Below are 13,829 nucleotides of genomic sequence, written 5' to 3'. Positions count from 1 at the left end.
GCAATATTGCTTCCTGAACAGTACAACCTGGATTCTAAAATGCAAGTCTGGATTTGCGGGTTAGGATTACCCCGGCAGATCCCCCCGTTGGCGCGCGTTTAGCGATAGCGTATGGGCAATAATAATCAAGCAAAATATCTTATTTAAGACAAAGGGAGAAGTAAATTGGATCTTTGAGATCTATTATCTTTCTCCTATGGAATTATTTGAATGGAACCCGATTTTTCTATCGTTTGATCATAAAAACCCTGAGCGCGGAATATGTAGTCAAAAGTTCCATTCAGCCTCTCTCCCTTATACGTACCATCCCACGGACCTTCTCCCTCATAAACCTTTTCCCCCGTCCGGCTGAAAATTTTGATTTCTGAATTGAATAGACCCGAAGAATACCAATAGAATTGATCGTTGATAAAATCTCCATTTGGAGAAAAGGCATTGGGAATATAAAGGGTATAATCAGACACGTTGATTTTTTTAGGTGCTATTAATATTGCTTCTGGCTTAAGAAATCCTGTTGCTTTGATTCCGGATTTTTGATGTATAGATATCATAGTTTCTGATTCGAAGAGCAAATCCTCATCGCGACTTGGATCTTCTAACGAAAACCATCCGAAACTTTTTGAGATAATATTTACCAGGTGAAAATCTTCATCCAACTCCAATAAATTATAGCCTTTAGGATTGGCCCCTGCAGCCGTTAGCTCTTTCTCCAGGGAGGTGTTGAGGTTCCCGGGGTTATACCCATAAAATGTGATGTAGTGTCCATTCTCAAGCCTGGTAAAAAACTTAAGTCGTTCCCTAAGTGCTGAAATGGGTTCTATCCTCACTGACCCGGCTGAAGAGAAACGGTAAATATTATAGGATTTGAGAGCAGGAACGGGTTTCCCATCAATAAGAAGGGGATAAGTATTTGAAATATTTCCCAACCCCATTTCTGAATTTAGGGCTGAATCATTGGAAAGAATACAAAACATCTGTTGACGTTGGTAATCCCAATGGCAGGAAAATTCCTGGAAGTTCGTGGTCAAAGCATGATACCAATTAAAGGCACCCGTACTCAAGTTTAAGGAGCCCAAAAGATATCGGGAAGTGTGATGGTCTAACGTATCCTTAAGAAGGGTTTCAGCGTTAATCCAAATACCATTATGCGTGTAGTCGTTCACGAAGAAGATTTTTCCATTTACCTCTTTGTGAATAAACCTGATTGAATGAGCCTGATCATAAAACGCCTGATCAGAATCTAAATAATTGTGCGACATGATTTTCAGCCATCGCAGTTTCATCCCAAAATCAAAGCTTACAATGAAGTTATTGAACAGACTTGGCTTGTCTCCAACAGGCAAGTATTTGGAATCCTGCAAGAGCAGGCTGTCCCGGAAGCCACCCGTAAATAGCGGTCCCTCCAACGTCATCTGGAAATCATGAAAGATAAGACCAGGAATTATCTTGAAATTATCAACTTGGCCATTGAATTTGATTTTGAAAAAGGCTGTAGCATAATCTGGTGTGGCATATTCCTGCCCTTCAAAAAAAAGGTAGTGCTGAAAAACAACTGCACAATAGATGTAACCGTTTAGAACTGAAATCCCGGCTTTCTTGAAATATTCCCCTGAACCGGATATAATCCAATCATTATTTATTGCATGGTCCTGAATTGTACTACTGATTATAGTGAAATACAACGAATCTTTCGATTGATGATTTAAAGCGAAGTTTTTGTCTCCTATTCTTATCTGCGAAGAATCACAAATGGCTACCACAAACAAACGTTTGCCTTCAACAGCAAAGTCTGTGATGCCATTAGCTGGAGACGTGGAGTATAGTTTCGGAGCACCTCCCGCTAACCCCTCGAATAAAAAAGTATCGGGTGGTATTCCAATATCCTGGGCATTTATTGGAACGCTTAATAGTAAAAAAAAGAAAATCTGGAACACCACCCGTATTAAAAACAGCATTTCAAAAAATGCCTTAGTCTTCATAGGTAAAATACTTATTGATTATGAGTGCAATTTAAGGGGAAATACCGGAGAATAATAAGGATTAGAGCTCCTCACCTATTTTTAGCATCAGAACATTGACGCGAGTTTATAAGTCAAGATCAACTGATAAGGAATTTTATTTTTCAGAAACTCAAGATTACCGATACAAATCTAAATATCGCTCAAAAGAATAATAACGACCACGCTGAGAACCGGAAATTTCTTTTAGAATTCCCATTTTCTCCAGATGCTCTATGAGGGTATATGAGGTTGGCAGCGATTTGCCGGTGACCTGTGACACGGCCTGGGCATCAATTAACGGCCGTTTGTATAAGTAATCGAGCACTTTTTGTGCATTCGCTGCACGTGGCCCAAGTTGCTGAATGTCCAGTTCCACCTGGTTCTTGAGTTCAAGAACGTGCTCAAAAGTGGTAATGGAATTCTTAGCGGTTTCGATTATGCCCGTAAGGAAGAACTTCAACCACCGCTTCATATCATGGTTTGTCCTCACCGCCATCAGGTTATCGTAATACTGCTGGCGGTGGCGTTCAAAGAAATCAGAGAGGTATAGAATCGGTTGTTTAAGAATATTCCTGCTCACCAGGTAAAGCGTAATCAATAACCTGCCTATTCTTCCATTGCCATCCAGAAATGGATGTATCGTTTCAAATTGGTAGTGAATGATGCCAATCCTGATAAGTTCCGGTACATATATCTTCTCATTGTGAACGAATTTCTCGAGGTCGCTCATGAGCTTAGGAACATCATGGTGCGGGGGAGGAATAAAGACAGCATCCTGCAAAGTCGCTCCACCAATCCAGTTTTGACTGGATCGGAACTCACCGGGCAAACGATGCTGCCCTCTTACGTCCTGCAGCAAAGTTTTATGGGCGAGCTTTATGAGCCGGGAACTGAAAGGAACCGAGGCAAGCTGGGGAATGGCCTTATGCATTGCTGCAATGTAATTCTGTACCTCCTCCCAATCGTCACGTTTTTCAATAGGAACCGCTTCCCTGGCCAAAAGTGCTTCCTCAATATTGGTTTGTGTCCCTTCAATTTTACTGGACTGTGTAGCCTCCTTGAGAACGTGCATGCTGATGAAGAGATCAATGTTAGGAACGTAATTGGAAAACATATCCAGCCTGCCCAAATGGCGATCTGCCAGGCTCAACATCTGTTGCATTTCAGGATCATGAAACTGCCACTCCCGGTTGATGAATGTGGGTTGGAAGCTATGATAACTGCCCTGGCTAACGTACGTACCTGCCTTGAAACGATCCATAGCTTTATTTAAGTGAACCTAAACAAAGGTACACGCTATTTAAGTTTTTCGGCAAATATTTAAATAAGGCGTGTGCTTAATTAAATTGGGGCGATGAAATTTAAACAAGCCCCATTGCTTGAAGTTATGCTGTCATCTGGCTTTAAGACTTGTATCGCTTGATATCGGCTTCTGAAGTGTGCAAACTATCTTCCCCAATATCGGTACGGTCCCTAAACATGAATCTGGTGGAAATGGATAACCGTTCGTAAGGTGCGGTTGTCGGCTGCATCGTAGGAGTAGTGGCCGGTTTGAGAACTTACTGAAAACAGGTTAGCGTATTTGTTTATGGATATGTGATTGTGTAGTTCTGTGCTTTTAAATCTTCTTCCCTCAGATCATACCTTTTAAGCACCATGTTTCTATTTCTGATTTCCTCCCATCCCACTAAGTCCACAGAATCAGCATTGAAAATATAGACACTCATTCTACTGCCATTTAATACTTCATTGTAAAATGAGGAAACTGTATATGTTGTAATGAGAATTTCACTGGTACCTATTTCTACTTCTCTAAGAAAAGGTTCAGTTTCAGACAAAGTTGTATCAGGAAATATATCAAGCCCACCATTTTGTGCTCCCATTCCTACTGATCCGTAAATGCGTAGAGTAGAGCTGTTTTTTAGCCAAACAACCTCTTCGCTTTTCATTACTGACTTTTCACATTCAGCAGAAAGCATAATCAAAGAAAACATCAAAATCATAATTGAATTCCTGTTCATAGCACTAATAAATTAATTTTATGGTCAGCGACCGTTTACGCGCGTTTAGCAATAGCGCAATGCCTGCCTCTTGCGTGCAACCGGCACCGCACGCGTTACTCTTCGCTAAACGCGCGCTAACGTAGGGAGTACAGTTGCCGGCTGCATCTTAGGTATAGTGTGCCATTTGGGAGAAAGTCCAAAAAGGAATTAATAAAATGCAAGTTACAACAATGTAGCTTTTCATAATTTTTTATTTTGGGTACATCTTTATACCTCTCATTGTGGAGTCAGGAGGATAAGTTAATGTATAATTTAGTTTCTCTAAATCCGTAAGGCTGACATCATATCGTTTCAAAATTTTGTAATCAGATTTAATGTCATTCCAGATAAATTTAGATACTGTATCGCTATGCAAGACAAAGAAAGATAAAGTATCCAAAGGAAACTGGGATGCAAATATTTGCGCCCAAGTTACATCTCCCCCTGCCACTGCATTTTTGCTACCAGGAAGGATTTCGATGCTAATTCTATCACTCACTTCCGGCAGTGAAGTGTCAGGATAATGCAAACCAAACTTTCCACCTTGGTTTATTATAGTTCTTACGGAATGATTTGATTGGTTTTTAAGAAATAAGGGATAATCCTTATCCATCGCAACCCTTTCACAACTAGTTACCAAGATAGATATTAAGAATATTTTGAGCATTTTCATTAAAATCATCTTCGCCTTCTTGGAAAATATGTCTCGTATGTTCCAACTCCCCATATAGTCGTGTTCCAATTTACCCCCCGTTGGCGCGCGTTTAGCGATAGCGCAACACGTGCCTCTTGCCGTAGGAAACGCACCACATCTCGCTCGAAGTATCATTGCAGAGAATCATTATTTTTATCATATTCTTAGTAATAATGCTTCAAGGATCAAAGTCCTTAAAGGGGAATGTGTATCGCCTGAAATCTCCACAGACCTCCTTATCCCCATGACAATTCAAGACCTTAAAAGTGTTTAAATTAATATCGTATAGATATACCCGAAAACTATGAAAATCAACCGAAGAACTCAGGGGTGGAAGATTATGAAGGTCAATTGGTTTTAAGTACAAGTTGAGGGAATCAATTTTTGATGGATCTTTATTGATAAATACAAAAACAAGTGAAGTGTCTATTTCCTTTACCCCATTAAAATCATACCACTCCAAATCATACCTGGAATACATTTTTTTAAGGCTAAACTCAATAAGGGTATCATTCCACTCGATTAATTTAATCCCTAAAAAACCTTCAATTCCAAGAAGGGAGTCGTGCCAGCGTTCGTAGTCTAAAATAGCTTTTTGCAGTATAATGTCTATCCCTTTATTCGGATTACTGAACGCCACTCCTACGTAATTAAACCCTTTATTTGACTGGCCAACAATGGAACAAGAGCCCATGAAGGCAAACACAGCAGTCAATATCAGAATAAAAGTAATCGTATTCGGTTTCATGTTAAAACGGGAATCGTAGTTTTAGACCATTAAAAATCATAACATATGTCACAACCCTGAATAATATCCCCCCGTTGGCGCGCGTTTAGCGATAGCGTAACGCGTGCCTCTTGTGTGAAACCGGCACCGCATGCCTTACGCTTCACTAAACGAAACGCGCACTAAGGTAAAGCTTTATCTTGTTAACATCACATTCCCCTTCCGCACCTCACCGACCGGGTAATTATAGGAGCGCTGCTGTAGGAGGTAAATGTATACCCCTTGCGGCATATCCTCCCCATTGTACTTCCCGTCCCAGGCTTCGGTGATCTGGTCGGTGGCAAATACCTCCTCGCCCCAGCGGGTGAAGATGCGCAGGCTGTAGTAGGTAATGGCACAATCAGAGAGGGCCTTGTACGCATCGTTGAAGCCATCACCGTTGGGTGAAAACGCGGTGGGAAACCAAAAGTCGCAGTCGCAATGCTGGAAGTCCACCAGAATGGTATCGTAGCCCACGCAGCCATCGCTTACCATCACGGAATAGCTACCAGAATCGCGTACCTCGATGCTGGCGGTGGTGGAGCCATCCTGCCACAGGTATTGCGCATTTCCTATGGAGGCATTCAGCATGAGGGTGTGGCCGTTACACATTACTGTGTCATTTCCAAGATCAACCAGTGGCAGCGAGCGGTATTGAACCTGAATGGAATCGCTGGCCTTGCACCGGCCTTTTGCTATTTCAATTGAATAAATTCCAGGATCTTTTACCAGATAAACCGAACCATTAGTGCTATCCTGCCACAAATAGGAAGCACCGGATGCATTGGCATTTAAAAGCAGCGTCTCATTTTCGCAGAGGGTGGTGTCGTTTCCTAAATCTGCGGACAATTGAATATAATCCACCTCAATGCTGTCGCGGCTTTTGCAGCCTTTTACCTCCGTCTCCAGCCAATAGGTGCCGGGAGCAGAAACCTCGTAGGTGGCCGAGGTAGCACTATCCTGCCACAGGTAATTGGCACCGGGCAGCGAGCCGTTTAATCCCAAGGTTTCGTCATTGCACAAGGTTGTATCGCTTCCCAGGTCAACTTCTGCGGAGACAACTTCTACCTCCTTCACGGTTTCCCATATTTCGCCTCTCCGGTAAAAGTGCATGGTAACGGTGTAAGTGCCGGGTTTGGAATAAAAATGATCCGCCTCCATAAGTGATGAATAATTTAAAGCTCCTGATTGCGGATCGCCAAAATCCCAGCGCACAGAATCGGCAGAGGGGGCGTAGGTGGAGAAGTGGGTGGTATCGCGGAAGCAGGTGTTTTGGTATTCGAACGTGGGTTTGAAAAAGATGGCACTGTTGAAGGTGGGGAGGCCACGCCTGTTTTCCCCCGACTTTAAGAATAAACCAGAGGTATTTAGGTCACAGGCAAGTCCCTTCTTATTAGGTTGATTTATGATCACCATTGAGTCCTGTATTTTAGTCTGCGCACCATAAATTTTATTATCAATTCCTATCTGCATAGCAGCTATACATTGCTGATAATCAGGCGTACGCCAAAGTTCTTTTTCTGAACCCACAATACTAAGTGTATTGAGATCATACTGAAGTACTCTCCTCTGCATGTTGAATTCAGCTACATATAAAAACCTACCATCCGGTGAAAACTCAATTCCATAAGGGTCGTCAAGATTTGAAAAAAGATGCTTTGGAGTTACTTTACCGGTTTGATTGTCTAAATAAAACAATTGAACAATCTCGAAATCATAGTATGAGGCAGCAAGATACATTCCATCTGGTGAAATTTTCATTATACCTATGCCGGCATAGTGAGGTGGTGAATTAAGAATTAAACGCCCTGTTTGAGATATTACTGGAATTGTATCCACCCCAATGGGAGTTAACAACCAGGCATAAATTTCATCACTATTCAATTTATGAGTAAATATCCAGTAATCGCGGTTATTGGCATGATTGAAAATCGCCAACTGCTCCGTTGAGGGTGTGAGTAGTTTTTTATTTTTCACATTGGTAACTTCGCCTAAACCATTATTTAGGTTCATATCAATAATAGAATAATGAATTCCATTGTAACCCGGCATGCCCCCTGACGTAAAAATGTAATATAAAGCATCGGATAGTGGTTTTTTTACAGCGGCTACAGACTGCGAGGAGGACCAGTGCCCAAGAAGATTATCACCATTAGACATCGTATCATGTTGGCTGTTCCAGATGGCCTCTCCGTTAGAATAAAATAAAAGTTTACCCTGGTCATCTGAAATTGATACCGATCCCTCACCTGTGAGCATCTTACTGTCTTCTATTGGTGTTGGTGGTACCGTAGAAAAATCTAAACCTGCTTTATCACCAAAGTACCAGATATTGGCTTCTTTTTGGGCATAGAGAGAGTAGCTGCTTACAAGGCAGAAGAAAAAGAGCAAGAAAATTATGTAACCACTTTTACTCAATGCTTAATGATCTGCCATTCTGCTTTAAAGCCTTCTGCCTGTATCCGAAGAATGTATTGACCCGCAGCCCCTGACATATTGAAGTCTATATTAGGGTCATTTATCTGCCTTTGCTCCATAAGCTTGCCCTGCATATCGTAGAAACTCGCTTGCTTTCGAGGCAAATCCAAAAAGGCATCTTCAAACACAATCCTGAGTTGCCCCTGGGTAGGGTTTGGATAAATTGAAAAGGCATACTTTCCTTTGCGGCTGGACACATGATCCGAAGAAAATGCATTGGTTGATTCAGCATCGGTTTCGGCAGTACTCAAATCACCCTCCCTAAAATCGGCCATTCCTGTGTCCGGCCCATCATTATTAGGAACCTGGTGGTAATGGATCACATCTCGCAGGATACAATTACCTGCATCATCATAGGTGTAGTGGGCGGTTTGTGTCTTAGCGATTGAGGTACATATAATTGTTGCGAAAAATATAACTACTGTTTTGGCTGTCATTTTCTTTGCTTTAATAGGTTAGGTAGAACTGTTAAATAAACGTCTCATAGGATAAAACCTACTCAACAAAAAGCTCAAATCCATCTTCGGCATAGTAAATATTTCTATGGGTATCTAAATCTACGCTATCTATATAGCTTAACCTAAATTGATGATAGCGTTTCTCACCGCTTTGAATGTAATATAGTTCTAATGCCCCGTCATTCTTAACATTTAAGAATACTATATGCCTTAGCTGTCCAAGAGGTGCAAAAGCGACCTTATTACTTGATTTGTAACAATTGCAAGAATCACGATAAATGAAATCTTCGTCCAAATGTGCCTCTTTTCCGAAACGATACTTGACCAATAAGGTATCATAATTTATACTATCAATGCGCAAAGCAAGTAATGGGTACACGTGACTATAATCAACCTCTCGATTTGAAAACAATTCTTTTGCTATATATACCCCACCTTTTATCGGCTTCTGTGTCGGTGATGTGCATGCATAGCAAAAGATAGCAATCACTAATTCTAAAAGTATTAGTCTCATTAGGAATATTTTAATAACCGTTTAATATAAAATGCCAGAACCAAATGACTTTAGTAGGATAGAACTTACTCCCTATACTACCTCCAGATATGACATCAATGTGCTGAGGCCCCGTACCCCCTCTACCCGGAGGAACAAAATAAATAATACCAGCCTTATGGCTAAAATCGTCAAATGACCAATAACCCGTAGGATGATTATAGATTGTGGGGGAACCTAATTTAATAGTAAGATAATCAGCCAAAGCTGCGGCACTTGGCTGATGGATGATACCATTATGAATATGTGTTTCTCTGAAAATGTTAGAACCTGATAAATCTACACCACTTCTAGAAAGAGCAATACTCATCCGAATTGCACATTCGTCAGAAGCCTGATTACAATATTCTCCAACAGCAGGATAGTTGGACAGAATGGTTTTCGGGTTGGGAAAGCCAGGCTCTTGATAAGCTACTCCTGCGTAAGGATCAGCGGAAGCCACTAAGGACATATCAATGTTGCCATACCCCTGTGGGGGCGGTTCATATCCACTAATAAAGCCATATATTCCACCTGCAACAGTCCCGATTCCAAACCCAATACTTCCGTAGAACATTCCGCTTTTATGGGCATAGTTCCAATTGCCATCACTGACTAACATACCTGTTCCAAAACCTGTTAAATATCCAGCAGCCCCCCCAGAAGCGGCCCCAACAATGCTGTAGGCTGCTACAGTTCCACTTGTTCCAAAATTAGAGAAAAAGCCAGTTCCCGCCAGTGCTGGGCCACCTGCATAGACCGCTGCTCCAGCAAATGCACCTGTGACAATTCCCATTCCTATTCCAAGGTAGGTGTTTCCTGAGTTCCAATCCCATTTGATTGGATTGATTTGATGGTCATTAGCTGCCACTCCACCTATGTAGCCAAAAAATGCTGCTCCAATTGCCGCAGCAATAAAGATTGGATTTTCTCCATCTGGATCAGAATATTTAAGAGGATTGTTTAATGCGTAGCTATATCTATTAAATGCTTGGGTATAGGCGGGATCTACAACAAAATTATCCACCGCCATCATCCTTCCCACCACCGGATCATACATCCTGTTATTCATGTTGATAAGGGAAATGGCTTCAGGCAAATGCTCATGGCCGGTAAAGCCGCGTTTTAGCCAGGGCAGCCGTGCAGATATGTTGTCATAGGTCCAATCATCAGGGTTGCGATAGCGGCCCCAGGCATCAAAGCTTTGCTTGCCACCGGCTACTATATTGCCCTGGTCATCGGTTACAGTGAGAATGGAGCCGAGGTAATCAGAGTAAGCATAGTACATGGTGCCGGTGCCGTTTTCCTTCACGTATATAGCGGCAAGGCCATCTCCACCGGAGATGTAATGCACTTCATATGTGGTAGTTGTGCCGTCATCTATTTCCATCTTCTCATAGCTGCCGGAGTAGTGGGTGGTAGTTGTTATTCCGTTATATACTTCAACCGCTTTTTTTCGATTTTGGTCATGACCGTAAAAATAATCAACTTGGAAATTATCACTACTCTGGGTTACGCTTGCAGTGCGGTCAAAAGGGGTATAGGAGATGTTTTGGGTAGTGGTGATGGGTGATTGTGGCCCCTGAATTTGAGTATAGTTAATTTCCTGAACAGCATTACGTTTTGAGGAATGATAACTATAATCCCCGGCATCAAATTTAAAGTTGATATTTCCGTTGGACTCGTAATTTATATCGTAACTGCTGCCTTCAAACTCAATATTCTCCAGCCGGTTCAACAAGGGATCATAGTTAAAATACTCTGTCACGTTCACGTTAGGCACATTGTCTTGCCGCCAGTCAAGGTTCCCGCTACTAGGATCAAAACTATATTCCATGCTAAAAACATCGCCTGTTTCTTCTTCAATTTTCTTAGGCAAGCCGAATTGGTCATAAGTGCGGGTTGTGGTCAATCCATTGCCCAGGTCATATTGGGTGTATTGCCCCAGTGCATTCACTTCAGGTGCAGAAAAGATGTTGCTGCCGTTTAGCTCTTTCACAGTGGTAAGATAACCATTGTTGTCGTAAATATGCTCAATAGCAAAACCCGATGGGTAGGTTTGGGTGATAAGCCTGTCGTATTGGTCGTAGGAATAGCTGGTGGTAAAAGTTTCAGCGCCTGCAACTTCTTTTACCTGGGTAGGGCGGCTGTATTGGTCGTAGATAAATTCTTGGTAATAGCCATTTGGAGCAGTTGATTTCTTGAGTTGGTTCAGGCCATACCCGCTGGTAATATATTCATAGGTGTAGGTGCCATGCATCGTGGTGCCGGTTTTACTTGATTTTTCAGTCATTCTACCTACCGCATCATATAAAAGATCATAAAACTCATTGCCCTCTGCATCTTCCTGGGAAATTAACTGCCCATAGGCATTATAATCATAAGTCGTTGTGCCTGCATTTTTATCCCAAAGCTCCGTTTGATACCCATAATTGGCATCATATTTCATTTCAGTTTGGAGGTAAATATGAACGGGCGAAGTCTTTAACCAAACTTCACGAAGATTACCTGCACTGTTATATCTATAGGAAAGCGTTCCGCCTCCGTCAGTGGCGCTTATTAATTTTCCGGCCGCATCGCTAACTCTTGTAACCGTCTGCTGAGCCGGGTTGGTGATGGCTACCGTTGCCTGTCCACCCGAGCCGCTATATTCATACGCTGTGGTTCGGGTCCCATCAGAAATATCTTCAATTCTATTGTAATCGTCCTCATAACTGTATGTAGTCCATAAGGGCTGTTCGTTTTCAAAGTAAGGTGCGGATTCAGCAGAAAGATTTCCGCGTGAATCATAGGATTTCTCAATAAAAATTTTGTTTTGATTCATCCCATCAAGTTCTGATACCACCTCACGTCCCAGCAAATCATACCATGTTTTTACATCCGGCTTCCCCGGATGCTGAACAGCAGTATAATACAACTTGTTTTCATTTGGTACTATATCCCAACCGTAGGTGCTGTTAATAACCACACCATTAGGCGAGGTGTTCTTGATCAACCGGCCAAACCCGTCATATTGATTGGTGGTGATGAGCCCGTCTATCCCTGTTACAGACAGAGGCTTTCCCCAGCGAGAATCAAAGGTGCTTTTCGTAACCTGCCCCAATGCGTTGGTTATCTTGGTTGGAAACCGGCCAAAAAGATCATATTCATATTGCTCGGTTTTCGTTGGCAGGCCAGAGGAAGATACTGTGATGTCTTTCACTAAGCCCCAAGAATTGTATGAATAATCTGTAGTCACATTATTCGTAAGGCCAGGAAATACAACCTCTTGGATTATTTTGCCATTGCCATTGTAAGTATATTCAACGGTTCTACTGAATGGGGCCTCATTGGTCGCTTTTCTCTCTTTAGTCACGGTAACTGTACCAGGGCTCGCTGGTATCCAACTTCCATAGGCCGCAAAGTTTGAGCTTGTAGTAACTGCACTTTCTACCTCTTGTGTTAAATCCAGGTCAGCATATATTACACTTGTAGCTGATTCAACATTACCGTAATTATCATCATCGTAATCTATCGTGCTCTTTGTTGCAGCCCCGGTAAGATAATCCTTTGTAATAGATTCAGTAGTTTGGAACCAATAGATCTCGGACCCGCGATCAACAAACGAATAGGTATTCTCTGTTTCTGAAATTAATGATGAATTGGAAGATAATATGGTTTTATGGTTGGCAAGATAAGGGTGGTGGTAAGTTGGATTGATTGAAAATTCCTGAACCGACTTTACTCCTGATGTCACATTGCTGGAAGTGACCTTTGAAAATCCAAGAAAACCCCTCCCCTGCCGATGAATAATGGCACCCTCATAAGAAAAGTTAACAGTTGTTAGACCGCCAAGGCCATTGTCGGTAGAAAGTGTACTTACCACAGGTATGGGTGCTTGAATATCCGTCAATGGATAGGTCGAAGTTGATCCCTTGATATAATTAGTGGCTTTTGACAGCCAGGAGTAGTCGAAAATAGTTGACTGGTTAAGACCATTTGAAATTCTTTGCAATCTTAGATCTTGCCCATCCCTATTGAAGTAGAGCATTTTACAAGGGTCACCAGAATCAAACCGATCAACTTCTTCAACTCGTCCATCTCCGTTAAAATCGCCTGAACCTAATGTATTTGTAAAATGAACAAAATAATTTAGCACAAAAGTCTCAGCAGCAAAAGTATTTCCCTCAGACAAGTGAAAGTTCAAATAAGATTTCCAATCATTTTGATTATTTTGAACATGTAAGATATCACATTTCCCATCACCATTGTAATCTCCAGTTCTCACATAATCTGTATTATCAGTGTAGTTCGTAAATGAAATGCCACTTAGGCTGAACGCCTTCCCTGTGGAATAGGCTATTTCCCATACATCGCTCATTACCAATAAATCCGTTTTGCCATCACCGTTGAAATCCCCGGGATATTTTTTGTCCCACTGATGATTTCCAGAATATAGTTGAGTTGCTGTTACTGTATAGTTGCTTTGGTTATATGTCGTTTCATAAATGTAAAGTGTACTGCCGTTTTGACAAAGGATGTCGGTTTTGCCATCTCCGTTAAACTCCAAGGAGGTTAATTCTGTGGTGGCAAGCCCATTAACTCGGTAGGAGTAACTGGATGAGCCATTGTTTTTATGCACTCTAGGGTGGGTAATTCTAGTTTTGTACTTAGGAGATGTGTAGTTCCACTCATACCCAATAAACATAAAGTCGGAAGCACCATCCCCATCATAGTCGCCAATCTGAAAAAATTCCGATTGAAGATTAATCTTATTAGAGTCCACATAGGTGTACCAATCCGGTGTGCCGGTGGCAAAGGATGTACTGTCTTAGCCCCCTAATAAGCTGGAGTAAAATCACATTTTAATTTAGGTCTGC

General features: G+C 41.8%; 9 protein-coding genes. All 9 read right to left on the bottom strand.

What is annotated here, in order from left to right; genetic code table 11:
• Positions 1-194: 194 nt before the first annotated feature.
• Positions 195-1,979: a gliding motility-associated C-terminal domain-containing protein gene (locus WD077_14675; GenBank protein ID MEX0968473.1), complete on the bottom strand. Its 1,785-nt coding sequence runs from the start codon at positions 1,977-1,979 to the stop codon at positions 195-197.
• Positions 1,980-2,136: 157 nt separating this feature from the next.
• The gene (locus WD077_14670) at positions 2,137-3,261 is read right to left on the bottom strand and encodes a Fic family protein (GenBank protein ID MEX0968472.1); all 1,125 of its coding nucleotides are present in this window, start codon (positions 3,259-3,261) and stop codon (positions 2,137-2,139) included.
• A 325-nt stretch (positions 3,262-3,586) separates the two neighbouring features.
• Positions 3,587-4,021: a hypothetical protein gene (locus WD077_14665; GenBank protein MEX0968471.1), complete on the bottom strand. Its 435-nt coding sequence runs from the start codon at positions 4,019-4,021 to the stop codon at positions 3,587-3,589.
• A 232-nt stretch (positions 4,022-4,253) separates the two neighbouring features.
• Positions 4,254-4,715, bottom strand: a complete 462-nt coding sequence (locus tag WD077_14660) for a hypothetical protein (protein ID MEX0968470.1) — start codon at positions 4,713-4,715, stop codon at positions 4,254-4,256.
• Positions 4,716-4,914: 199 nt separating this feature from the next.
• Positions 4,915-5,484: a hypothetical protein gene (locus WD077_14655; GenBank protein ID MEX0968469.1), complete on the bottom strand. Its 570-nt coding sequence runs from the start codon at positions 5,482-5,484 to the stop codon at positions 4,915-4,917.
• Between the two features lie 174 nt (positions 5,485-5,658).
• On the bottom strand, positions 5,659-7,893 hold the full coding sequence (locus WD077_14650) for a gliding motility-associated C-terminal domain-containing protein (GenBank protein ID MEX0968468.1): 2,235 nt from the start codon (positions 7,891-7,893) through the stop codon (positions 5,659-5,661).
• Between the two features lie 23 nt (positions 7,894-7,916).
• Positions 7,917-8,417: a T9SS type A sorting domain-containing protein gene (locus WD077_14645; protein MEX0968467.1), complete on the bottom strand. Its 501-nt coding sequence runs from the start codon at positions 8,415-8,417 to the stop codon at positions 7,917-7,919.
• Between the two features lie 58 nt (positions 8,418-8,475).
• Positions 8,476-8,952: a hypothetical protein gene (locus WD077_14640; GenBank protein MEX0968466.1), complete on the bottom strand. Its 477-nt coding sequence runs from the start codon at positions 8,950-8,952 to the stop codon at positions 8,476-8,478.
• A gap of 10 nt (positions 8,953-8,962) precedes the next feature.
• Complete coding sequence (locus tag WD077_14635) at positions 8,963-13,735, bottom strand: T6SS effector amidase Tae4 family protein (protein ID MEX0968465.1); 4,773 nt, start codon at positions 13,733-13,735, stop codon at positions 8,963-8,965.
• Positions 13,736-13,829: the final 94 nt, after the last annotated feature.

Source organism: Bacteroidia bacterium (genome assembly GCA_040880525.1).
In the GTDB taxonomy this organism is placed as follows: domain Bacteria; phylum Bacteroidota; class Bacteroidia; order CAILMK01; family JBBDIG01; genus JBBDIG01.
This window is presented reverse-complemented; position numbering and strand designations above follow the sequence as displayed.